This window comes from Micromonospora chersina (assembly GCF_900091475.1).
GTDB classification, from domain to species: Bacteria; Actinomycetota; Actinomycetes; order Mycobacteriales; family Micromonosporaceae; genus Micromonospora; species Micromonospora chersina.
The window spans coordinates 1,440,551-1,461,981 of the sequence record NZ_FMIB01000002.1; the positions used below are offsets into that span (position 1 = coordinate 1,440,551).

The 21,431-nt window shown below is 75.3% G+C and carries 20 protein-coding genes; 6 read left to right on the plus strand and 14 right to left on the minus strand.

Annotated features, from left to right (window positions below):
* Nucleotides 1–7: 7 nt before the first annotated feature.
* Complete coding sequence (locus tag GA0070603_RS31935; protein ID WP_091308692.1) at nucleotides 8–1,339, minus strand: haloalkane dehalogenase; 1,332 nt, start codon at nucleotides 1,337–1,339, stop codon at nucleotides 8–10.
* An 89-nt stretch (nucleotides 1,340–1,428) separates the two neighbouring features.
* On the opposite strand from GA0070603_RS31935, the gene GA0070603_RS06635 reads away from it, so the two are divergent.
* A complete protein-coding gene (locus tag GA0070603_RS06635) occupies nucleotides 1,429–2,352 on the plus strand; it encodes a 5'-3' exonuclease (RefSeq protein ID WP_091308695.1) in 924 nt (307 codons plus the stop codon).
* Between the two features lie 143 nt (nucleotides 2,353–2,495).
* Here the strand turns inward: GA0070603_RS06635 and GA0070603_RS06640 are convergent, their stop codons facing one another.
* Both GA0070603_RS06640 and GA0070603_RS06645 read right to left on the minus strand, forming a co-directional pair.
* A complete protein-coding gene (locus GA0070603_RS06640) occupies nucleotides 2,496–3,380 on the minus strand; it encodes an MHYT domain-containing protein (protein ID WP_091308698.1) in 885 nt (294 codons plus the stop codon).
* Nucleotides 3,381–3,544: 164 nt separating this feature from the next.
* On the minus strand, nucleotides 3,545–6,346 hold the full coding sequence (locus tag GA0070603_RS06645) for a DEAD/DEAH box helicase (RefSeq protein ID WP_091308702.1): 2,802 nt from the start codon (nucleotides 6,344–6,346) through the stop codon (nucleotides 3,545–3,547).
* 86 nt (nucleotides 6,347–6,432) lie between these two features.
* Between GA0070603_RS06645 and GA0070603_RS06650 the strand changes: the two genes are divergently transcribed.
* Together GA0070603_RS06650 and GA0070603_RS06655 are read left to right on the plus strand one after the other, a co-directional pair.
* Nucleotides 6,433–7,197 carry an HAD family hydrolase gene (locus tag GA0070603_RS06650; protein ID WP_091321643.1) on the plus strand — a complete coding sequence of 255 codons (765 nt, stop codon included), beginning with the start codon at nucleotides 6,433–6,435 and terminating at the stop codon, nucleotides 7,195–7,197.
* 67 nt (nucleotides 7,198–7,264) lie between these two features.
* On the plus strand, nucleotides 7,265–8,230 hold the full coding sequence (locus tag GA0070603_RS06655) for an EamA family transporter (protein ID WP_091308705.1): 966 nt from the start codon (nucleotides 7,265–7,267) through the stop codon (nucleotides 8,228–8,230).
* Here the strand turns inward: GA0070603_RS06655 and GA0070603_RS06660 are convergent.
* The 5 genes from GA0070603_RS06660 to GA0070603_RS06680 all read right to left on the minus strand — a co-directional run bounded on the left by GA0070603_RS06660 (nucleotide 8,193) and on the right by GA0070603_RS06680 (nucleotide 13,672).
* Nucleotides 8,193–9,119, minus strand: coding sequence for a diacylglycerol kinase (locus GA0070603_RS06660; RefSeq protein WP_091308707.1), 927 nt, complete (start codon nucleotides 9,117–9,119; stop codon nucleotides 8,193–8,195). The two genes, GA0070603_RS06655 and GA0070603_RS06660, sit on opposite strands and share 38 nt — an antisense overlap.
* A 71-nt stretch (nucleotides 9,120–9,190) precedes the next feature.
* Complete coding sequence (locus GA0070603_RS06665) at nucleotides 9,191–10,234, minus strand: zinc-dependent alcohol dehydrogenase family protein (protein ID WP_091308710.1); 1,044 nt, start codon at nucleotides 10,232–10,234, stop codon at nucleotides 9,191–9,193.
* A gap of 167 nt (nucleotides 10,235–10,401) precedes the next feature.
* Nucleotides 10,402–11,100 (minus strand): hypothetical protein, encoded by a 699-nt coding sequence (locus GA0070603_RS06670; RefSeq protein ID WP_091308713.1) that lies wholly within the window; start codon nucleotides 11,098–11,100, stop codon nucleotides 10,402–10,404.
* 146 nt (nucleotides 11,101–11,246) lie between these two features.
* A complete protein-coding gene (locus GA0070603_RS06675; RefSeq protein WP_091308715.1) occupies nucleotides 11,247–13,298 on the minus strand; it encodes an amylo-alpha-1,6-glucosidase in 2,052 nt (683 codons plus the stop codon).
* Entirely contained in the window at nucleotides 13,295–13,672 is a 378-nt protein-coding gene (locus GA0070603_RS06680) for an SCP2 sterol-binding domain-containing protein (protein WP_167544511.1), read from the minus strand. The genes GA0070603_RS06675 and GA0070603_RS06680 overlap by 4 nt, the downstream gene beginning before the upstream one ends.
* Nucleotides 13,673–13,836: 164 nt before the next feature.
* Here GA0070603_RS06680 and GA0070603_RS06685 point away from each other — a divergent pair, with 164 nt between their 5' ends.
* Nucleotides 13,837–14,721, plus strand: coding sequence for an ABC transporter substrate-binding protein (locus GA0070603_RS06685; protein ID WP_091308724.1), 885 nt, complete (start codon nucleotides 13,837–13,839; stop codon nucleotides 14,719–14,721).
* A 126-nt stretch (nucleotides 14,722–14,847) separates the two neighbouring features.
* Here GA0070603_RS06685 and GA0070603_RS06690 read toward each other — a convergent pair whose 3' ends face one another.
* The 6 genes from GA0070603_RS06690 to GA0070603_RS06715 all read right to left on the minus strand — a co-directional run bounded on the left by GA0070603_RS06690 (nucleotide 14,848) and on the right by GA0070603_RS06715 (nucleotide 19,122).
* Nucleotides 14,848–15,243 carry a hypothetical protein gene (locus tag GA0070603_RS06690; protein ID WP_208862828.1) on the minus strand — a complete coding sequence of 132 codons (396 nt, stop codon included), beginning with the start codon at nucleotides 15,241–15,243 and terminating at the stop codon, nucleotides 14,848–14,850.
* 142 nt (nucleotides 15,244–15,385) lie between these two features.
* Nucleotides 15,386–16,339, minus strand: a complete 954-nt coding sequence (tatC, locus tag GA0070603_RS06695) for a twin-arginine translocase subunit TatC (RefSeq protein ID WP_091308727.1) — start codon at nucleotides 16,337–16,339, stop codon at nucleotides 15,386–15,388.
* A gap of 20 nt (nucleotides 16,340–16,359) precedes the next feature.
* On the minus strand, nucleotides 16,360–16,644 hold the full coding sequence (gene tatA / locus GA0070603_RS06700) for a Sec-independent protein translocase subunit TatA (protein ID WP_091308730.1): 285 nt from the start codon (nucleotides 16,642–16,644) through the stop codon (nucleotides 16,360–16,362).
* Between the two features lie 216 nt (nucleotides 16,645–16,860).
* The gene (locus GA0070603_RS06705; protein WP_091308733.1) at nucleotides 16,861–17,109 is read right to left on the minus strand and encodes a hypothetical protein; all 249 of its coding nucleotides are present in this window, start codon (nucleotides 17,107–17,109) and stop codon (nucleotides 16,861–16,863) included.
* A gap of 10 nt (nucleotides 17,110–17,119) precedes the next feature.
* Nucleotides 17,120–18,127, minus strand: a complete 1,008-nt coding sequence (locus tag GA0070603_RS06710) for a helix-turn-helix transcriptional regulator (protein WP_091308737.1) — start codon at nucleotides 18,125–18,127, stop codon at nucleotides 17,120–17,122.
* Nucleotides 18,124–19,122, minus strand: a complete 999-nt coding sequence (locus GA0070603_RS06715) for a helix-turn-helix transcriptional regulator (RefSeq protein WP_091308740.1) — start codon at nucleotides 19,120–19,122, stop codon at nucleotides 18,124–18,126. The genes GA0070603_RS06710 and GA0070603_RS06715 overlap by 4 nt, the downstream gene beginning before the upstream one ends.
* 150 nt (nucleotides 19,123–19,272) lie before the next feature.
* Here GA0070603_RS06715 and GA0070603_RS06720 point away from each other — a divergent pair, with 150 nt between their 5' ends.
* On the plus strand, nucleotides 19,273–20,286 hold the full coding sequence (locus tag GA0070603_RS06720) for a cation diffusion facilitator family transporter (RefSeq protein ID WP_091308743.1): 1,014 nt from the start codon (nucleotides 19,273–19,275) through the stop codon (nucleotides 20,284–20,286).
* A 55-nt stretch (nucleotides 20,287–20,341) separates the two neighbouring features.
* Nucleotides 20,342–21,427, plus strand: coding sequence for a DUF3866 family protein (locus GA0070603_RS06725; RefSeq protein WP_091308746.1), 1,086 nt, complete (start codon nucleotides 20,342–20,344; stop codon nucleotides 21,425–21,427).
* Nucleotides 21,428–21,431 lie beyond the last annotated feature (4 nt).

Below are 21,431 nucleotides of genomic sequence, written 5' to 3' on the forward strand. Positions count from 1 at the left end.
CCGCCGGTCAGCGGAGGTGGTGGCGGTCCGCCCAGGCGGAGATCGCACTGGCGATCTCGGTGGGGCGGTCCTCCGGGGCGTGGTGCCCGGCCGGCCCGCAGGCGACCGTCTCCAGGGCCGCCATGTTGCGCGCGCACCAGTCGGCCAGCTCAGGGGTGATCAGCAGGGTCGGTGAGCCCTCGAAGGTCAGCAGGAGCTTCGGCACCCGGTCGCTGGCGGCCAGCCACCGGTCGTACGCCTCGATCCGGGCGACCAGCGCGGCCGGCTCGCCGCCGAGCGGCATCTGGCGGGCCCAGGCCAGCAGCGGCCGCCGGCTCTCCCGCGTCGGGTACGGCGCCAGGTAGGTCTTCAGGTCCTCCTCGCCGACCGGCTGGAGCACCCCGCCGGTGAACGCCTGCCGGACGAGCAGGTCCTGGTCGAGCACGAGCTGCTCCCCCACGCCCGGTGTGCGGATCGCCTCGGAGCGGGCCCGGGCCTGCGGCGAGAGGTCGCTCCACGCCATCGGCTTGACCATGGTCTCCAGGACGGCCACGCCGCGCACCCGCTCGGGGTGCCGGGCCGCCCAGTCGAAGGCCAGCGCGCCGCCCCAGTCGTGGCCGACAAGCACCACGTCGGTCAGGTCGAGGGCGTCGAACCAGGCGTCCAGGTAGCGGGCGTGGTCGGCGAAGAGGTAGGGCACATCGGGCTTGCCGGAGCGGCCCATCCCGATCAGGTCGGGCGCGAGCAGGCGGCCGGCGCCGATCCCCGGCAGCACCCGGCGCCAGGTGTGCGACGAGCCGGGGTTGCCGTGCAGGAACACGAACGCCGGTCCGGCGCCGCTCTCCTCGTGGTGGATGGTCGAGTCCAGTACGCGCGTCTCGGGCATGTCCCGGCGCTCCTTCCCGGGTGGGTCGAGCGGGGTGTCCAGCAGCGCGCTCAGGTCGCGGACGAGTCCCGCCGTACGCGGGTCGTCCCGGCCGCCGAGCGGGGCGAGCAGCCGGTCGAGCAGGGCCTGGACGGTGTCGATCGCGGGGCGGACCACGTCCTGCCCCCGCTCGGTCAGGGTCAGCCGGACCGCGCGGGTGTCGGCCGGGTCGCGCTCGCGCCGCACCAGCCCGTCGGCCTCCAGGGACCGGGCCAGCTTCGACACGTAGAGCGGCTCCAGGCCGGTGTGGTCGGCCAGCTCGCGCTGGCTCGGGTGCAGGCCGGCCCGGCGCATGCCGTGCAGCGACGAGAGCAGCACGTACTGCGCGTGGGTGAGGTCGAGCGGCGTGAGCGCCCGGTCGACCGCCACACGCCAGCGCATCGCGAGCCGCCAGACCAGGTGGCCGGGGCTGGGGCCGAGGGGCGTTCCGTCCATGCGAGAAACAGTACATGGACATGATGTACATGGCTAGTATTTCCCGCGGCGTCCCCCACCTCGTCGGTGGGCTGTGCCAGGCTGTCCGCGTGGCACACCGACCCCCGATCCTGCTGATCGACTCCCCGAGCCTCTACTTCCGCGCCTACTTCGGCATCCCCGAGTCGGCGGCGAAGACGGACGACGGCCAGCCGGTCAACGCCGTCCGCGGCTTCCTCGACATGCTGGCCCAGCTCGTCCGCACCCGGCGGCCGGACCGGATGGTCTGCGCGCTCGACCACGACTGGCGACCGGCGTGGCGGGTGGAGCTGCTGCCCTCGTACAAGGCGCACCGGGTGGCACCGGAGGGCGGCGAGGTGGTGCCGGACACGCTCTCCCCGCAGGTGCCGATGATCCTGGAGGTGCTCGACGCGCTCGGCATCCCGGCGGTCGGCGCCACCGGCTACGAGGCCGACGACGTGCTCGGCACCCTCTCGGTAACCCAGCCCGGCCCGGCCGAGGTGGTCTCCGGCGACCGCGACCTGTTCCAGCTCGTCGACGACGACCGCCAGGTGCGCCTGCTCTACGTGGGCCGCGGCGTGGCCAAGCTCGACGACTGCGACGACGCCGCGGTCCGGGCCCGCTACGGCGTGCCCGCCGACCGCTACGCCGACTTCGCGGCGCTGCGCGGCGACCCGAGCGACGGGCTGCCCGGCGTGCCCGGCGTGGGCGAGAAGACGGCGGCCCGCCTCATCGAGCGCTACGGGGGGCTGGACGGCATCCTCGCCGCCCTCGACGACGGCGAGACCGGGTTCGCCCCGGGGCTGCGCAGCAAGCTCGCGGCGGCCCGCGACTACCTGGCCGTCGCGCCCAAGGTGGTCCGGGTCGCCCTCGACGTCCCGCTGCCGAAGCTGGACACCGCGTTGCCGGCGGCGCCGGCCGACCCGGACCGGCTGCTGGAGCTGGCACAGCGGTGGAACCTCGCCGGCTCGTGCCGGCGCCTCGTGGACGCGCTGGCCACGCCCCGGCCCTGACCGGCGCCGCGGCCTGACGGAACGGCCGGGCCTGACGGAATGGGCGGCCTGACGGAATGTCCGGCCCTGACGGAATGTCCGGCCCTGACGGAATGGCCGGGGCCCGGCCGGCCCGGTCAGGCCGTGGCGACGACCGGAAACGGTCAGCGGCGGCCGGTGTCCCGGCGGGACGGGAACGGGGTGCCCGGCTGCCCCAGGGTGGACCGGGCGCGCAGACCCACCGGGTCCGGCGCAGGCTGCGCGGTGGCGACCTCCGGCAGCCCGTCCCGCCGCGAGTCGAGATACGCGGCGCCGGCCCGGTCGTCGTCGGTGGGGGCGGCGAGCAGCGCGTAGACCAGCCCGACCACGCCGAACACCACGGCCAGGATGATCGGCACCAGCAGGCCGCTCACCTCGGTGCCGGACAGATCGCCGCGCGACTCGTGCGGGTGCACCGACAGGGCGCTCATCCCGGTGAAGTGCATGCCGTTGACGGCGACGCCCATGACCAGGGCGGAGGCCGCGATGGCCAGCCCCCGGCGGACGGTCATCGACAGCCAGAGCGCCACGGTCGCCGCCACCACGGCGATGCCCACGGAGAGCGCCACCCGCGCCCGGTCGTAGCCGAGGATGCCGTCCAGGCGCATGGCGGCCATGCCGGTGTAGTGCATGGCGGCCACCCCGGCGCCGGTGAACAGCCCGCCGGCGATCAGCCGGACCGCCGAGAGCCGGCCGGTGCCCACGATGGCCAGGCCGAGACCGACCGCGGCCACCGCGATGGCCGTGCTGGCGGCGGTCAGCGGGACGTCGTACCGGATCCGGGTGCCCACGACGGCGAAGCCGAGCATCGCCATGAAGTGCATCGCCCAGATGGCCGTACCGCCCAGGGCCCAGGCCGCCAGGAGACCCCACCAGGCCCGCTGGCCGGCGCCGGTCGCGGTCCGGATCCGCCCGGCGCAGACCAGCCCGAGCGCCGAGCCGAGCACGGACAGCGCGTAACTGAGCGCGGGGGTGATCCACCCGTACTCGAAGTGATTGATCTCTGCCACGACGGCCTTCCCCCAGCTGGGCTACCGGCGCGTAACCCTTGCGCCCCGGCAATCATGGAGGAGCCGCTGACCAGGCATGACACCACCCCCCGCACGTTTCGGGGGGTGGTGTCACAGTGACAGCGATGCGTCGATTTCCCGGCGGCGGTGACCGAAAGTGATGGTCAGGCGGTGGCGTGATAGGCCAGCACGCCCCGGTTGACCGCCGCGATGGCCTGCCGGGCGGTCGAGCGCAGCTCGGTGGACGCGCCGCCGGAGTCGGCGAGCTGGCCGAGCAGGTCGACCACCTGCCGGGCCCAGCGGACGAAGTCGCCGGCCGGCATCTCGCCGTCGATCTGGTGCCCGCTGGCCAGCACCTTGGCCAGGGCCTCGCCCCGCGCCCAGCGGTAGATCGGCCAGGCGAAGCCGAGATCCGGCTCGCGGGTGACCGCCAGGCCGCGCGACGCCTCGTCGGCCTCGATGTCGCCCCACAGCTTCAGCGTCTCGTCGACCGCCTCCGCGACCGGGCCGCGGGGCAGACCGGCCCGCTCGTCGACGTCCCGGCGGGCCTCGAACACCACCACCGAGACGGCGGCGGCCAGCTCGGCCGGGGAGAGCCCGTCCCACACCTTGCGGCGCAGGCACTCGGCGACCAGCAGGTCGGCCTCGGTCCAGATCCGGCCGAGCATCCGGCCGGCGTCGGTCACCTCACCCTCCGCGGTGAGGTAGCCGCGCGCGGTCAGCAGCGCCACGATCCGGTCGAAGGTGCGGGCCAGCGAACCGGTCCGGCCGGCCACCCGCTGGCGCAGCTCCTCGGTGTCGCGTTCCAGGCGGCGGCGCCGCTCGGCCCAGCGGGCGTGCTCCTCCCGGTCGGGGCAGGCGTGGCAGGGGTGCCGGCGCAGCTCGGTGCGGAGCTGGCTGAGCCGGTGGTCCTCGCCGACCGCCTGCCGGGAGCGCCCGCCCCGGCGGCCGCCGTGCCGGTCCAGCCCTGTGCCGCTGACCTCGGCGGCCAGGTCCCGGCGGGCCGCCGGCGAGCGGTGGTTGAAGTGCTTCGGCACCCGGATCCGGGCGAGCACCTCGGCCGGGGTGGTGAAGTCGCCGGGGCTTACCCGCCCGGCCCAGCGGTCCTGGGTGAGCACCAGCGGGCGGGGCTCGCCGAAGCCGCCGGTGGCCGGGTCGAGCACCACCGCGAGGCCGGCCCGCCGGCCCGAGGGCACCCGGATCACGTCGCCGACCCGCAGCCGCTCCAGCGAGGCGACCGCCGCCGCCTTGCGCTGGGTCTGCCCCTGCCGGGCGATGGCGCGCTCCCGGTCGGCGATGGCCACCCGCAGGGCGAAGTATTCGTCGAAGTCACCCTGGTGGCAGGTCGCCTCGACGCCGTACGCCTCGATCGTCTCGGTGTTGCGCTGCACCTGCCGGGCCAGGCCGACCACCGACCGGTCCGCCTGGAACTGCGCGAACGAGGACTCCAGAAGGGCCCGGGCCGGCTCCGCGCCGACGGTGCCGACCAGGTTGACGGCCATGTTGTAGGAGGGCCGGAAGCTGGACCGCAGCGGATAGGTGCGGGTCGAGGCGAGGCCCGCCACGTGCCGGGGGTCGGTCTCCGGCGACCAGACCACCACGGCGTGCCCCTCGACGTCGATGCCGCGCCGGCCGGCCCGCCCGGTGAGCTGCGTGTACTCCCCCGGGGTGAGGTCGACGTGCGCCTCGCCGTTGAACTTGACCAGGCGCTCCAGCACCACGCAGCGGGCCGGCATGTTGATGCCCAGGGCGAGGGTCTCGGTGGCGAAGACCGCCTTCACCAGGCCGCGGACGAACAGCTCCTCGACGACCTCCTTGAACGCGGGCAGCATGCCGGCGTGGTGGGAGGCGAGCCCGCGCTCCAGCCCGTCGAGCCACTCCCAGTAGCCCAGCACGGTCAGGTCCTCGCCCGGAATGGCGGTGATCCGCGACTCGACGACCTGCCGGATCTCGGCGCGCTCCTCGGGCGAGGTGAGCCGCAGCCCGGCGGCGAGGCACTGCTGGACGGCCGCCTGGCAGCCGGCCCGGCTGAAGATGAACAGGATCGCCGGCAGCAGGTTCTCCCGATCTAGCCGCTCGACGATGTCGGGACGCAGGGGACCGCGCCACCGGGGTCCACGGCGGCCCGCACCGGGGCCCGCGCTGCGCCCCTCCCCCAGCTCCAGCCGGCGCACGGTGTCGCGGGTGTAGCGCAGCAGCTCCGGGTGGACGTCGTGCTTGCGGGCGGCGTCCGCGTCGTGGAACAGGTCGAACATGCGCCTGCCGACCAGCATGTGCTGCCAGAGCGGCACCGGGCGGTGCTCGCTGACCACCACGGCGGTCTCGCCGCGCACGGTGACCAGCCAGTCGGCGAACTCCTCGGCGTTGGAGACGGTGGCCGAGAGCGAGACCAGGGTGACCGAGGCGGGCAGGTGGATGATCACCTCTTCCCAGACGCCGCCGCGGAACCGGTCGGCGAGGTAGTGCACCTCGTCCATCACCACGTAGGCCAGGCCCTCGAGGGTGGCCGAGCCGGCGTAGAGCATGTTGCGCAGCACCTCGGTGGTCATCACCACCACGGGCGCGTCGCCGTTGATCGCGTTGTCACCGGTGAGCAGGCCGACCTGCTCGGCGCCGTAGCGGTCGACCAGGTCGTGGTACTTCTGGTTCGACAGCGCCTTGATCGGGGTGGTGTAGAAGCACTTGCGGCGGGTGGTCGGCCCCCCGCCGCCGTCGGCCGCCGCCGGCTTGCCGGCCGTGCCGCGCAGCGCCAGGTGTACGGCGAATTCGCCCACCACGGTCTTGCCGGCGCCGGTGGGAGCGCACACCAGCACACCACTGCCCCGTTCCAGGGCCTCGCACGCCTCCCGCTGGAAGTCGTCGAGGTCGAACCCCAGATCGCGGGCGAATTCGTCCAGGGCCGGGAAGGCGGAGGCCTGCGCGGCCCGGCGGCGCGCCGCGGCGTACCGCTCGGCGGGGCTCGACATGTCCCCAAGATTAATCGGTGGGGCCGACGGCCACCGGCCAAGGCCGTCCGGCAGGTGGGTCGGAGCGGGTCGGTAGGGTGCACGACGTGCCGGATCATGCCGAACCGCCCCGACTCTCGAGCGGCGCCGACGACGCCGTCCGCCCGAGCCCGTCCCGTCGCCCCGTGGAGGCGGTGCTCTTCGACTTCCACGGCACCCTCGCCCAGGTGGAGGAGCCCCGCGAGTGGGTGCTCGCCGCCGCCGCGGCCTGCGGGGTCGAGCTGGACCGGGTGCGGGCCACCGCGCTGGCCGACCGGCTGCTCACGGCCGGCCGGGCGGGCGGGCCGCTGCCGGCCCGGGTGCCGCCCCGGCTGGCCGAGCTCTGGGCCGACCGGGACCTCTACCCGCACGCCCACCGGGGTGCGTACACGGGGCTGGCCGAGACGGTCGACGCCGGCATCGAGGGGTTCGCCGACGCGCTCTACGAGCGGTTGCTGATTCCCGAGGGCTGGGTGCCGTACCCGGACACCGAGCCGGTGCTGGGCGCCCTGCGGGAGGCGGGGGTGAAGGTGGCGGTGGTCAGCAACATCGGCTTCGACCTCCGGCCGCTGTTCGCCGCCTGGAAGCTGGACGGGCTGGTCGACGCCTGGGCCCTGTCGTACGAGGTGGGGCGCTGCAAGCCGGACCCGGGGATCTTCCTGCGGGCGTGCGGGATGCTCGGCGTCGACCCGGAGCGGACGCTCATGGTGGGTGACACCCCCGCCGACGCGGGCGCGGTACGGGCCGGCTGCGGGGTGCTGGTGCTGCCCTGCGCGGACCCGGGCCGGTCGAACGGGCTGGGCGCCGTCCTCGACCTCGCCCTGCGCAACTGACCGCACCGGTCGGACGGCCGGGCGGCCCGGCGGCACCGCGGCTGACCAGCGGCGCTAGCGTAACGGCATGACGTCCGACCGCTCCTTTCGTTCCCGGCTACCCGGACGGCTCTCCGGCGGCCGGGTGGGCGCGGTCGGGCTGGTGCTCGGCGGGGCGCTGTCGGTGCAGTTCGGCTCGGCGGTGGCCGCGCTGCTGTTCCCGCGTACCGGGGTGGCCGGGGCGGTCACCCTGCGGCTGACCATCGGCGCGCTGCTCATGCTGGCCGTGTGCCGCCCCCGGCTACGGGGGCACGGCCGGGGCGACTGGGTGGCCGTGGTGGCCTTCGGGCTGGCGCTGGCCGGCATGAATTCGATCTTCTACCAGGCGATCGAGCGGATCCCGCTGGGGCCGGCCGTGACCCTGGAGGTGCTCGGGCCGCTGGCGCTGTCCGTGGTCACGGCCCGACGGCTCGCGGCCTGGTGCTGGGCCGGGCTGGCGCTGGCCGGGGTGGCCCTGCTCGGCCAGGGCGGGTTCGACCGGCTGGACCCGGTCGGCGCCGGGCTGGCGCTGGCCGCGGGCGCGCTCTGGGCCGCGTACATCGTCTGCTCCGCCCGGGTCGGCGGGCGGTTCCCCCGGGCCGACGGCCTGGCCCTCGCGCTCGCGGTGGCCGCGCTGGTCACCCTGCCGATCGGGCTGGTCGGCTCCGGCGGCCGGCTGTGGCACCCGGCGGTGCTGGGCCTCGGCACCGGGCTGGCCCTGCTCGCCTCGGTGCTGCCGTACACCCTGGAGCTGCTGGCGCTGCGGCGGCTGCCCACGGCGACCTTCGCCGTGCTCATGAGCCTCGGGCCGGCGATCGCCGCGCTGGCCGGCTGGCTCGTGCTCGGCCAGGCGCTGCACCCCGTGGAGGTGCTCGCCATCGGCCTGGTGATCGCCGCCAGCATCGGCGCGGTACGGGCCGGCGCGCCGGCGGCCGCGCCGCCGCCCGCCGGGCCGGGCGCCGAGGGCGCCGCGCTGGTCAGCGCAGCAGCCGCACCGCCGCCGGCACCGCGCTGACCCACACCGGGAGGTCGAACGCCCGCTCCCCGTCGACGTACGTGGTGATGCCCTCGGCGTCCAACTCGACGGTGCGGGCCCGGTAGCTGCGCACCAGCGGGTGCGTGACGTGGGTGCCCTGGTAGATGCGGGGTTTGACCCGCATGAGGGTGCGCCGGTCGAAGCGGCCGCCCACCACCACGTCCAGCAGGCCGTCGTGCGGGTCGGCGTCAGGACAGATCCGCATGCCGCCGCCGTAGCTGGCCGCGTTGCCGACCGCGACCAGCACCGCGTCGACCTCCTGCTCCACCCCGTCGAGGCGCAGCCGGTAGCGGCGTGGCCGCAGCCGGGCCAGCTCGACGAGGATGGCCAGGTCGTAGCGGCGCGGGCCGCGCGGCCAGCGCATCCGGTTGGCGCGCTCGTTGACGATCGCGTCGAAGCCGGCGGCCAGGACGGCGCCGTACCAGCGGTCGCCGCCCGCGGGGGTGGTCAGCCGGGCCAGGTCGACCGCTTGGGTCCGGCCGTCGCGCAGGGCGTCGGCGATCACGCCGGCGGCGGCGAGCGGGTCGGCCGGGAAGCCGGTGTCCACGGCGAAGTCGTTGCCGGTGCCGGCGGGGACCGGACCGAACGGCACCGCGGTGCCCGCGACCGCCTGCAACGCCCGGTGCACCGTGCCGTCCCCGCCCACGGCGACCAGCGCCCCGGCGCCGTCGGCGACCGCGGCGTGGCACGCGGCCTCCGCCTCCTCCGGGGTACGCGCCGACAGCAGTTCCACCGGCCGGCCGGCGCCGCCCAGCCGCTCCAGCAGCCGGGGCAGCAGGCCACGGTGGCGTCCCCGGCCGGCGGTCGGGTTGGCGAGCACGGCCACCGGGCCGGGCGGGACAAGATCGTGCGCGGTCACGGCGAGCACCGTACGGCACGAGCCAGGCCGTTCACCAGGGGTGACACCGTCCCGTGCCACCGCCGGCCGGGCGCGCCGGATCAGAAGGTGATGCGCACCTTCAGCGCGGTCCGCTCGTCCATCGCCCGGTAGCCGTCCGGCACCCCGTCGAGGGTCACCGACCGGTCGAACACCGGGGACGGGTCGATGGTTCCGGCCAGCACGTCGGCCAGCAGTTCCGGGATGTACGCCCGGGCCGGCGCGACGCCGCCCGCGAGGGCCACGTTGCGGTTGAACATCTGGCCGATGTCCACCCCGGCGCTGCCGCCGTGCGGGACCCCGACGTAGCCGACCGCCCCGCCGTCGCGGGCGATGGAGATCGCCGTCCGCATGGAGTCCTCGGTGCCGACCGCCTCCAGCACGGCGTGCGCGCCGTGCCCCCTGGTCAGCTCCCGCACCGCGGCGATCGCCGCCTCGCCACGCTCGGCCACCACGTCGGTGGCCCCGAACGAGCGGGCGATGTCGGTGCGGGCGGTGTGCCGGCCCAGCGCGATGATCCGCTCCGCGCCGAGCCGCTTCGCGGCGAGCACCCCGCAGAGCCCGACCGCGCCGTCACCGACCACGGCGACGGTGGCCCCGGGGCGGACCCGGGCGGCCAGGGCGGCGTGGTGGCCGGTGGCCAGCACGTCGGAGAGGGCCAGCAGCGCGGTGAGCAGCCGCTCGTCGCCGGCCGCCTCGGCAGGCAGCCTCACCAGGGTGCCGTCGGCGTACGGCACCCGGACCGCCTCGCCCTGACCGCCGTCGGAGCCGACGGAGCCCCAGAAGCCGCCGTCCGGGCAGGAGGTGTGCAGCCCCTCCCGGCAGAAGTCGCAGGTGCCGTCGGACCAGACGAACGGCGCCACCACCAGGTCGCCGACCCGCACCGAGCCGACCTCGGCGCCGACGGCCTCGACCACGCCGAGGAACTCGTGCCCGATGCGTTGCCCCGGCTGCCGCTGCGCCACCCCGCGGTACGCCCACAGGTCGCTGCCGCAGATGCAGGCCAGCACGACGCGGACGACGGCGTCGGTGGGGGTGCGGACGGCGGCGTCCGGCACCTCCTCGACCCGGACGTCGTTCGGGCCGTGGATCACGGTGGCGCGCATGGCGGAGGTCCTCCCGATGGGCGGGGCGGGCGCCGGGCCGGTGCGGCCGGCGGCGGGGCGGGCGGCCCCGGGCGAACACTAGACCGCCCGGGATTCGCCGCGGCTCCGGTTTCCCCGCCGGGTGGCGGGGCTCACCGGTCGACCCGCCGGCAGGCGGGGCGCACCGGTCAGCGCACGACGAACTGTCGGGTCACCGGCTCGACGCCGTCGCCCTGGACCTTCAGCGTCCAGGTGCCGGCGCCGCCGAGCACCACTACCGCCTCCGCCTTGCCGCCCGGCTTCACCTTGATCTCGGCGGCCGGCTTGGCGTCCGGGTCGAGCACGTGCAGCGTCCGGGCGCCGGTGGTCTTGTTCGTCACCCGCAACGCGATCTTCTCGCCGGGCTCGGCAATCAGCCCGTCGGCGCCGGCGATCCCGGCCCCCGTCAGCTCGACGGCGACCTCCCGGTCGTACGCCGTCTCGGCCGCGGCGCTGGCCACCGTGCCGTCGTCGGAGACGGTGATCCGGGTCCGCATCCCGTCGCCCTTCCGGCCGGGCTTGCAGGCGACCTCGTACAGGCCGGTGGCGAGGGTGGCGCGCAGGTCGCCGGTCTTCCCCGGCGCGACCTCCGCCGTCTCGGCCACCACCTTGGTGAACCCGGCGTCCTCCCGCCCGTAGAGGTAGACCCCGGTGGCCTGCTGCCCCCGGTTGGTCACCGTGAAGGTGACCGCGCCCGGATTGAAGAGGGTGGTGGTGACCTCGCAACTGGTGTCGGTGGCGGTCACCGGGACCTGGCTGCCCTTCGGGGCGGTGTCGTCGTCACCGCAGGCGGTGAGGGCGGCGGTGGCGCAGATGGCGACCACGACGGCGGCGGTACGGCTCTTCATCGGCTCTCCGGAGCGGAGGTCAGCGTGCTGACCAGAACGGGCGCCGACAACCGCCCCGGCACACCGCCCGGGGGGACTCGGCGGAGTCAGGAGAGTGTAAGCGTGCCGGCCGTGCTGGCAAGGGGACAGGGCGGCGCGATCGGCGGTCAGTGGCCGGCGTGGGCCAGCCCGCTGCCGATCACGTCCCGCCGGCCCCACCGGCCCGGCACGTCGAGCAGTTCCACCCGGCCGAACCGGGCCGGCACGCGCGGCGCCATGAGCAGGTGCTCGCCGACCGCCTCCAGCCCGAGCAGGGCGCGCAGCAGCAGGAACGGGGCGGCCGTCGCCATGGCCTGCGGGCTGTTCGCGGTCGGATAGCGCACCGGATACTCGGTCAGCTCGCGGGGATAGCCGGCGAACGCCTCGGGCAGCCGGCCCTGGAAGAACCGGGAGGCGTCCACGATGGCCTCCGCCACCCGCCCGGCCTCCTCCGCGAAGCCGTACCGGCGCAGACCAAAGGTGATCAGCGCGTTGTCGAACGGCCACACCGCGCCGACGTGGTAGCCGAGCGGGTTGTAGCGCTCCTGCCCGGTGGCCAGGCTGCGGATCCCCCAGCCGGAGAAGAGCCGGGGCCCGACCAGGTGGGCGGCCACCTCGGCGGCCCGCTCCGCCGGCACGATGCCGCTCCACAGCAGGTGGCCCATGTTGGACGCCAGCGCGTCGACCTGCCCGCCGTCGCTGTCCAGGGCGAGCGCGTAGTAGCCCCGGTCGGCGATCCAGAAGTCCCGGTCGAAACGCTCCCGAAGCGCCGCCGCCTCCCGCTCCAGCCGGTCGGCGTACGCCGGGTCGCCCCAGAACTCCCGGGCCATCCGCGCGCCGCGCATCTTCGCGTCGTACGCGTATCCCTGGAGTTCGCAGGTCGCCAGCGGCGGGTCCGGCAGCCGCCCGTCGGCGAAGCAGATCGCCTCCGGGGAGTCCTTCCAGCCCTGGTTCGCCACCCCGGAACGCTCGTTGCGGCGCAGGTACCGGACGTAGCCGTCACCGAGCAGGTCGCCGTACTCGTCGATCCAGCGCAGCGCCGCGCGGGCCTCGTCCTCGAACTCCCGCACCAGTTCGACGTCGCCGGTCCACCGCTCGTACTCGTCGAGCAGGATCACGTAGAGCGGGGTGGCGTCGGCGCTGCCGTAGTACGGGGACTCGGGGCGCTCCTCGAAGGCCACCATCTCCCCGTAGCGGAACTCGCGCAGGATCTTGCCGGGCTCCTCGTCGCGGAAGTCGTCGAGCACCGCGCCCTGGTCGATGCCGAGCATCCGCACCGTCGCCGACGCCAGCTCGGACGCGACGGGCAGCGCCATGAAGCTGGTCAGGATGCTGTCCCGGCCGGTGATCGTGGCCGCCCACGGCAGGCCGGCGGCGGGCATCACCTGGCTGGGCAGGGTGAGCGGCGAGTACCGCAGGGCCGCCAGGTCCACAAGGCTGCGCCGGTAGACGTCGGTCAGCGCCTCCCAGTCACAGCTGAGCTGCGGCGTCCGGGACAGCCAGCTCGCCAGGTCATGCTGCCGCTCGTCGGCGCCGGCCCGGGGCCGCCGCTCCAAGTGGTCGCGGACGTCCACGCCGTCCGGGCGCAGCACCAGCGCCTGCACCCGCAGCGTCGTGGTCCAGGACTGCTTGGGGTCCAGCCGCACCGTCCAGGTCAGGCCCGCCTCGTCCACCCGCACCGGCTCGCTGCTGGTCACCAGCGTCTCCCGCTGGAACCTCTCGCGCTGGTAGCCGAGGCGCAGGCCGCGCTCCTCGGGACACCGGTAGAGCCGCCCCGGCGGCCGGCGCTCCATGGAGACGGCCAGGATCGGGGCGAAGTCGCTGCCCACGTCGAGCCGCACCGTGTAGTCCACCGACATGTGGTTGTGGTTGAGCACCGTCAGCCGTTCCTCCAGGACACCGCCGGTGATGGTCCGTTCCCGGATCACCGACGACTTGGCGTCCACGTAGTGGGTCGGTTGGCCCGGCACGAGGAAGAACCGCAGGTGGAGGTGGTCCCGCTCGGCGATCGAGAGCGGGTGGAGCGGCTCGCCGTCCAGCGTGAGCCGCCACACCGACAGGAACCGGGTGTCGAAGTCGAAGAAGCCGCACGGGTTGGCGACGTTCGCCTCGATGTCGCCGTTGTCCTCGCTGAGCACGAAGACGTTGCCGTCCAGCACGCGGACCAGGTCCGGCTTCATCCGGGCTCCCCGCGTCCACCGGTGAGGGCCCGCGGGTGCCGCGCGCCGGGCGGCGCCGGGAAGAGCCGCTCCAGCAGGACCACGAACCGGAAGTGCCCCTCGGCGGTGAGGTCGTTGCGCAGCCAGGCGGCGAGCGGCTTGGCCTCACCGCGGGCCATCCGGAGGAAGAAGTCCCGCCGGGTCCGGATCACCGTGTCGGCGTCCCGGGCCCGGCGTTCCACGGCGATCCGGCCGTGGGAGATGGTCAGGTGCCAGACGTCGAGGCCGCCGTCCTCCTCCAGGTCGAACCGGATCATGCCGGCGGTGCGGCGCAGCAGCCGCTCGGGCGCCCGCCGGGCGAGCTGCGCGAAGAACGCCTCGATCGGATCGGACACGGCACCGCCTCCCGGGAGAGGGTCGTCACGCCGCCGGCGGCGACGCCGGGCGGGCCGCGACGACGGACGCGTCCGCACCGCCTCGGGCGCCGCCCCAGACTAACGCCGGGCCCCGGCGGGGACCTGGGGATCGGGGAACTGCGGAGGGCGGGCAGGATGGCGGGATGCGCCTGGTCTCCCTGCTCCCCTCGGCCACCGAGATCGTCTACGCCCTGGGGCTCGGTGACGAGCTGGTCGGGGTCACCTTCGAGTGCGCGGTGCCGCCCGAGCACCGGGCCGGCACCACGATCGTGGTGGGCGGCCGGGACACCCGGGGCATGAGCCCCGGCGAGATCGACGCGTACGTCAAGGGCCAGCTCGCCGCCGGCTCCGACCTGTACACCCTGCACGCCGGCGCGCTGGCCGGGCTGGACCCGGACCTGATCCTCACCCAGGACCTGTGCCGGGTCTGCGCGCTGCCGTCGGGCCGGGTCGCCGACGCCGTCGACCACCTCGGCTGCCGCGCGGAGGTGCTGTCGCTCGACCCGTACACCCTGGCGGACGTGCTGGACACGATCCTGGCGGTGGGCGCGGCGGCCCGGGTGCCGGACCGGGCCGAGGCCCTGGTCGACGCGCTGCGGGGGCGGCTCGCGGCGGTCCGCGCGGCGGTGGCCGGCCGGCACCGGCGCCGGGTCGCCGTGGTGGAGTGGGTGGACCCGCCGTTCGGCGCCGGACACTGGATCCCCGACCTGGTCGAGGCCGCCGGCGGCGAGCCGGTGGCGACCCACCCCGGCGCCCGGTCCACGCCGACCACCTGGGCGGCGCTGCGGGCCGCCCGGCCCGAGGTGGTGCTGGTCGCGCCGTGCGGATTCCACCTGGACGGGGCCGCCGCGCAGGCCGCCGGGGTGGCCGCCCGGTTCCCGGACGCGGAGGTCTGGGCGCTGGACGCGGACGGTCTGATCGTGCGGGCCGGCCCGCGCCTGGTCGACGGCGCCGAGGCCATCGCGGCGATCCTGCACCCGGACGCCGTACCCGCCGCGCCGCCGGACGCCGCCCGCCGGGTGGCCTGACCTTCCGAGGGCTGCGCGGCCCGGACGCCCGCCGATCCGCCGCGCCACCACCGCGTCCGGGTGACGGCATCCCGCGGACCCCCGGACACCGCCACCTCGCCCGTGGGGTCCGGCGAGCCGGTGGGGTCAGGTGGCGGGGCGGGCCGGACGGCCGTCGCGGCCGAGCGGCGCGAGCCGGCGCCAGCGGGGCAGCTCGGTCACCACGGTGGCCGCCGCCAGCACGGTCACCGCGACCGCGACCGGACGCGGCCAGGCCGCCCAGGCCGCGAGCACCGCGGCGACCAGTTGCAGCAGCACCAGCGCCACGGTGACCAGACCCGGCACCGGCACGATCACCTGCCGCTTGTCGCCGGGGGTGGCGAACACGGTGGGCAGGCCGATCAGCAGCACCACCGAGACGACCGCCAGCACCACGGAGTGCGGGGCGAGCGCCCACGGGGTGGCCACCCAGGCGACCAGTTCGGTCAGGAAGCGCAGCGTCGAGGGCAGGTCGGGGCGGCCCGCCCGGTCGTTGTCGATCACGGCCGCCAGTATGCCGAGCCGCCGGGGCCTGTGGTGCCCCGACATTCCGCCTGCCGGCGGCACGGTCGCCGGCCGACACGCGCGGACGCCGCCCCCGCGGTGGGGACGGCGTCCGGCGTGACGTGCTGCCCGGCCCGGCCGGTCAGGTCATGTCGTCGTAGCGGCGTTCGATAGGCGCCGGGGCGGCCACCGGCTCGGGCGCTCCGATCGGCGCGCTCGCCTCCACCCCACCCGCGGCCCCAACCGGCTCGACGGACAGGTCCAGCGGCGACACCTCGTCGTCGGCGACGTCCGCGTAGAGCTCCCGCCCGCGCCCGCGCCGTTTGTCGTTGACGAACGCCACCGCCACCGCGCCGAAGTAGAGCGCGGAGAGGCAGATCGCCAGCGCCGTCATGCCGAACGGGTCGGGCGTCGGCGTGACCACCGCGGAGAACGCGAAGAACACGAAGATCGCCACCCGCCACCAGCCGAGCAGGCGCTTGGCGCTGGCCAGGCCGACGAAGTTGAGCATCAACACGATCAGCGGGAACTCGAACGCCACCCCGAACAGCAGGATCAGGTTCGTGACGAACCCGATGTAGCGGGTGATGTCCAGCGTCGTGGTGACGTCACCGCCGCCGGAGACGTTGAGCAGGAACTCCAGGCCCTTGGACGTGACGAAGAACGCCAACACCGCGCCGGCCGCGAACAGCGGCGCGGCCAGGGCGGTGAAGAAGTAGGCGTACCGGCGCTCGTGCCGGTGCAGGCCCGGCGCGATGAACGCCCAGAGCTGGTAGAGCCAGACCGGCGCCGCGATGATCAGGCCGACCCAGAGGGCGACCTTCATCTGCAACAGGAACAGGTCGGCCGGGCCGAGCTGCACGAAGTTGCAGTCGCCGTTGGCGAGCCGCGCCTTCGGCAGGTTGCAGTAGGGCATCTGCAGCACGTGCAGGACCCGGCCGGAGAGCCAGACGCCGAACCCGAAGCCGACCAGGATCGCCAGCGACGCGCGGAACAGCCTGGTGCGCAGCTCGCGGAAGTGCTCGATGAGCGTCATCGAGCCGTCGGCGGCCCGCTCGAACGTGCTCGGGCCGCGCTTCTTCAACCCGAAGGCCACGGTGGTGGGGCCCTTTCGGATCAGTTCTCGCGGACGCGCTGCACCGGGTCGACCGGCGGGGCGACCGGCTGCTGCTGCGGCTGCGCGAACTGCTGCTGCTGCGGCGGGAGCGGCTGGTAGCCGGACTGCGCGTCGGCCTTCTCGGCCAGGTCACGGTCGTCGTCGTGCAGGCTCTTGGTCTCGGCCTTGATGATCCGCAGCGAACGGCCCAGCGAGCGGGCCGCGTCGGGGAGCCGCTTCGCGCCGAAGAGCAGGATCAGCACGACCACGAGTACGGCGATGTGCCACGGCTTGAGGGCACCCATGGGAAGCTCCAGTCGCTCTGTGTCGGTGAGGGGTGGTCGCAGCCCATCGTACGTGCGTCGAAGACCGTTGCCACCCTGCCGGGCCCCCGGTTGCGGGCCTGGTCGGTGAAGTCTCGGACAACCGGAAGTGTCCCGTCAACCACCCGCGGGGGCGCAATCCTGCGCGGATCGGGCCGCGAACGCGCAGCTACCGACCAGCGGACCGACCGCCGTCGATCACTTCCCGCGGCTGGCCTTGATCAACGCGATTCGTTCCTGCGCCACGCCCGCCCGCTCCTGGAGCGACTCGGCCCGCGCCTGGAGTTCCTCGGCGGCGGAGCGCAGCGACTCCGCCTCGGTGGCGCGCCGCTGGAGGGCCAGCGCGGCCCGGCGCAGCCGGGGCAGGCGTGCCAGCACCGGCCGCACCGCGAGGGCCAGCACGATCAGCGCGAACAGCACGACCCCGAGCACGATCCACGTCACCACGGCGGTCAGCCTACTGGGTCACCGCGGCCACCGCCGGATCGGCGCGGTCGGCCGGGGTGGCGTACGCGTCGAGCGCGGCGGCCGCCTGGGCGCGGACCTGCTCGGCCAGCTCGGTCGGCGCGACCACGGTCACGTCCGGCCCGAGCCCGAGCACGAACCGGCGGGCCCAGCCCAGGTCGGTGACGCGCAGCGACACCACCCACTGTTCGCCGTCGGCCTCGACCCGCTCGCACGGGTAGTACTCGGTGATCCACCGCTCGCCCCGGCCGATCCGCAGGGTGATCAGCGGCAGGTCCGGCGAGGGGCGGAACACCCCGTCGCTGAGGTCGTGCGGGCGGGCCTGCGGCGGCACCACGGCCGGCTCCACCAGCTCGGTGACCGCGTCGATGCGGTCGGCCCGGAACAGCCGGACCGCCTCCGCCCGTCGGCACCACGCCTCCACGTACGCCCGGCCGCCGACCATCAGCATCCGCAGCGGGTCGATGGTGCGCTCGGTGGTCTCGTCGCGGGCCGCCGTGTAGTACGTGATCCGCAGCGCCCGGCCGCGCTCCACGGCGGCGCGCAGCTCGCGGACCCGGGCCGTGTCGCCGGGCAGCCGCACCTCGACGGGGGCGCCCGCCAGGTCGCCGGCGGCGCTCTCGATCTTGGCGAGGGCCCGCTCGACGGCCTCCCGGTTGGCCACCCCGGGCGTCTCGGCGAGCATCCGCAGCGCCACCACCAGGGCCAGGGCCTCGTCCGGGGTGAGCCGCAGGGGGCGGTCGATGCCGGCGTCGTAGGTGATGGTCACCCGGTCGCCGTCGAACGCCATGTCGATCAGGTCACCGGGGCCGTAACCGGGCAGCCCGCACACCCAGAGCAGCTCCAGGTCCTCACGGAGCTGCTTCTCGGTCACCCCCAGGTCGTGCGCCGCCTCGGCGATCTCGATGCCGGGGCGGGCCAGCAGGTAGGGCACCAGGTTGAGCAGCCGGGCCAGCCGGTCGGCCGAGGCGCGGCCACCGCGGGCCGCCGGCCGGGTCACCGGGCACCTCCGGCCACCGCGAGGTCGTCGTGGCGGGCCGCGATCTCCTTCAACCGCTGGATGACCGCCTCGCGGACCTCCGGCGGCTCCAGCACCCGCACGTCCGGGCCGTAGCCGACGATCTGGCCGGCCAGGAAGTCGGCGTCGGCGTACGGCATGACCAGGCGGTCGCCGTCCGGCCCGGCCTCGGACTCCACCGCCCAGCGGCGCAGCCCCGCGGCGCGCCCGGGAGCGACGAGCACGGTGGCCCGGCCGGTCCGCTCCACCGGCCCGGACCAGCGGGCCACGTGGCTGATCAGATCCACCCCGGCGGGCGGCTCGTACGCGCCGGGCTCGCCGGTCACCCGGACCGCACCCACCACGCGGGAGAGCCGGAAGCAGCGGGTCGCCGCCCGGTCCAGGTCGTGACCGACGACGTACCAGCGGCCACGCCAGCAGACGACGCCCCACGGCTGGAGCCGGCGGCGGGTCGGCGCGTCCCGGTCCGGCACCCGGTAGTCGAAGTTGACCTCGCGCCGGTCCCGCGCGGCGGCGGTCAGCGGCGCGAACGCCGGGTCGACCGTGACCATCGGCTCCAGGCCCAGCGTGGCCTGCGGGTCGACGTCGATGCCGGCGGCGCGCAGTTTCGCCAGACCCGACGAGGCGGCGGCGGCCAGGCCGGCGTGCTGCCACAGCCGGGCCGCGATGCCCACGGCGGCGGCCTCGTCCGGTTCGAGGGGGATGTCGGGCAGGGCGTACTCGCGGGGCGCGATCCGGTAGCCCGGCTCGGCGTCGAAGACGCTGGCCGTGCCGGTCTCCAACGGCACCCCGAGTTCCCGCAGCTCGGCCTTGTCCCGCTCGAACTTGCGCTGGAACGCCTCGTGGTCCTTGGCGTCGTCCGGATCGTGCTCGTAACCGGGCACGGTCGCGGCGATCTGCGCGGCGGTCAGGAACCGTCGCGTGGACAGCAGGCAGATCACCAGGTTGACCAGGCGTTCGGTACGGGTCCGCGACACGTGGGAAACGCTAGCAGCCCGCACGTCCGCAGCGCGCACCCGCGCGGGCGCGGCGCGCGCGAGTCCGCGCCGGAGGCGATCCGCGCCACACCATCCGGAGCCCGTGCCGCTCGCCGCGCGGCGCGCCGGCGGCGGCCATAGGGTGAGCCCATGGCGGAGGCGCAGATCAAGAACGAGAGCGTCGGCACGGTCGTCGTGGCCGGCGCGGCGAACCTCGCCATCGCGATCGCCAAGCTCGTGGCGGGCCTGATCTCCGGCTCCGCCGCGATGCTCTCCGAGGCCGCCCACTCGGTGGCCGACACCACCACCGAGGTCCTGCTCTACCTGGCGCTGCGCCGCGGGGCGCGGCCCGCCGACACCCGGCACCCGTTCGGGTACGGCAAGGAGAGCTACGTCTGGGCGTTCCTCGCCGCCCTGTTCACCTTCGTGGTGGGCGCCGGCTTCGCCATCACCCACGGCGTCACCACCATCCTCGTGCACGAGCACACCGGCAACTACCTCACCTCGTACATCGTGCTGGCGATCTCCTTCGCCATCGAGTCGGTCTCCCTGGCCCGGGCGATCCGGCAGGTCCGCCGCGAGTCCCGGCGCTGGCGGTCGACCCCGCACCGCTACCTGCGGCTGACCGCCGACACCACGGTCAAGGCGGTCTTCCTGGAGGACACCGCCGCCCTGATCGGCCTGCTGATCGCCGCCGCCGGGCTCACGCTGTCCCACCTGACCGGCGACGAGCTCTACGACGGCGTCGCCTCGATCCTCATCGGCGTGCTGCTGCTGGTGGTCGCCGGCATCCTGGCCCGCAGCAACATCTCGCTGCTGGTCGGCCGGGCCGTGTCCGAACGGGTGCACCGGCAGATCGAGCACGAGCTGACCGGGCTGCCGGCGGTGGACCGCATCGACACCCTGATGACCATGGTGCTCGGCCCGGAGGACATCCTGGTCGCCGCCAAGGTCGACTTCCGCGACACCGCCACCGGCGCCGACATCGAGGCCGCCGCCGACGAGGCCGAGCGGCGGCTCACCGACCGGTTCCCGGAGGTCAAGTACGTCTTCCTCGACCCGACCCGCTCGTTGCGCGGCACCCACGGGCGCCCGGCCCGGACCACGCAGGACGAGAACCAGCGGCCGGTGGACCAGGAGGCGGGCGGCGGCGGGCCGGCCTGACCGGGCCGCCCACCCGGCCGCAGGGCGGCACGCGGCCGGCCGATAGCGTGCCGGCATGGTGCGATGGCGGTCCGGCACGGTCACGGCGGTACGGCGACGGTGGGCCGGCGCCGCGGAACTCGACGTCGACCTGCCCGACGGCGGCCGGATGCGCGCGCTGGCGTACCCGGCGCTGGTCGGCGACCCGGAGCCCGGCGACCGGGTGCTGCTCAACGCCGGCGCGCTGCTGATGGGCCTCGGCACCGGCGGGTACGCGCTCGTCGTCGCCCTGCCCGACCGGCTCCCCGCCGACCCGCCGGAGGCCGCCGACACCCGCGACGCCGGGCACCTGGTGAAGGCCCGCTACACCCCGCTGCAGCCGATCCTGCTCGGCGTGGACGAGGAGGCCTCCCCGCACCACGCGCGGCTGGCCGCCGCGGAGTCCGTCGACGGGATGCCGGTGGTCACCGCCGACCTGCACTCCGCGCTGCCGGCGATCCTGGCCGGCGTCCACGCCGACGCCCCGGACGCCCGGGTGGCGTACCTGCTCACCGACGGCGGCGCGCTGCCCGCCTGGTTCTCCCGCACCCTCGCCGGGCTCGCCGGCCGGCTCGCCGGCACGGTCAGCGTGGGCCAGGCGTTCGGCGGCGACCTGGAGGCCAGCACCCTGCACAGCGGCCTGCTCGCGGCGCGGCACGTGCTCGGCGCCGACGTCGCGATCGTCGCCCAGGGCCCCGGCAATCTCGGCACCGGCACCCGCTGGGGCTTCTCCGGGGTGGCCGTCGGCGAGGCGGTCAACGCGGTCGCCACCCTGGGCGGGCGGCCGGTCGGCTCGCTGCGCATCTCCGACGCCGACCCCCGCCCCCGGCACCGCGGCGTCTCCCACCACAGCCTCACCGCGTACGGCCGGGTCGCCCTGGCCCCCGCGGAGCTGGTCGTGCCGGACGGCCTGGACCCGGTCCTCGGGGCCGAGGTCACGGCGGCGCTGGCCCCCCTCGCGGCGCGGCACCGGATCGTGACCGTGCCCACCGACGGCCTGGACGCGGCGCTGCGGGCCAGCCCGGTCGGACTGTCGACGATGGGTCGCGGGCTCGACGGCGACCACGCCTACTTCCTGGCCGCGGCCGCCGCCGGCCGGCACGCGGCCCGCCTGCTCGGCTGACCGG

What these genes read in the sequence shown, in the direction of transcription:
- GA0070603_RS06685 (WP_091308724.1), top strand. Translation starts at nt 13,837, where the DNA reads ATGCGCCTGGTCTCCCTGCTCCCCTCGGCCACCGAGATCGTCTACGCC.
- GA0070603_RS06665 (WP_091308710.1), bottom strand. Translation starts at nt 10,234, where the DNA reads ATGCGCGCCACCGTGATCCACGGCCCGAACGACGTCCGGGTCGAGGAG.
- GA0070603_RS06720 (WP_091308743.1), top strand. Translation starts at nt 19,273, where the DNA reads ATGGCGGAGGCGCAGATCAAGAACGAGAGCGTCGGCACGGTCGTCGTG.
- GA0070603_RS06645 (WP_091308702.1), bottom strand. Translation starts at nt 6,346, where the DNA reads ATGTCGAGCCCCGCCGAGCGGTACGCCGCGGCGCGCCGCCGGGCCGCG.
- GA0070603_RS06675 (WP_091308715.1), bottom strand. Translation starts at nt 13,298, where the DNA reads ATGAAGCCGGACCTGGTCCGCGTGCTGGACGGCAACGTCTTCGTGCTC.
- GA0070603_RS06725 (WP_091308746.1), top strand. Translation starts at nt 20,342, where the DNA reads ATGGTGCGATGGCGGTCCGGCACGGTCACGGCGGTACGGCGACGGTGG.
- GA0070603_RS06655 (WP_091308705.1), top strand. Translation starts at nt 7,265, where the DNA reads ATGACGTCCGACCGCTCCTTTCGTTCCCGGCTACCCGGACGGCTCTCC.
- tatA (WP_091308730.1), bottom strand. Translation starts at nt 16,644, where the DNA reads ATGGGTGCCCTCAAGCCGTGGCACATCGCCGTACTCGTGGTCGTGCTG.
- GA0070603_RS31935 (WP_091308692.1), bottom strand. Translation starts at nt 1,339, where the DNA reads ATGGACGGAACGCCCCTCGGCCCCAGCCCCGGCCACCTGGTCTGGCGG.
- GA0070603_RS06670 (WP_091308713.1), bottom strand. Translation starts at nt 11,100, where the DNA reads ATGAAGAGCCGTACCGCCGCCGTCGTGGTCGCCATCTGCGCCACCGCC.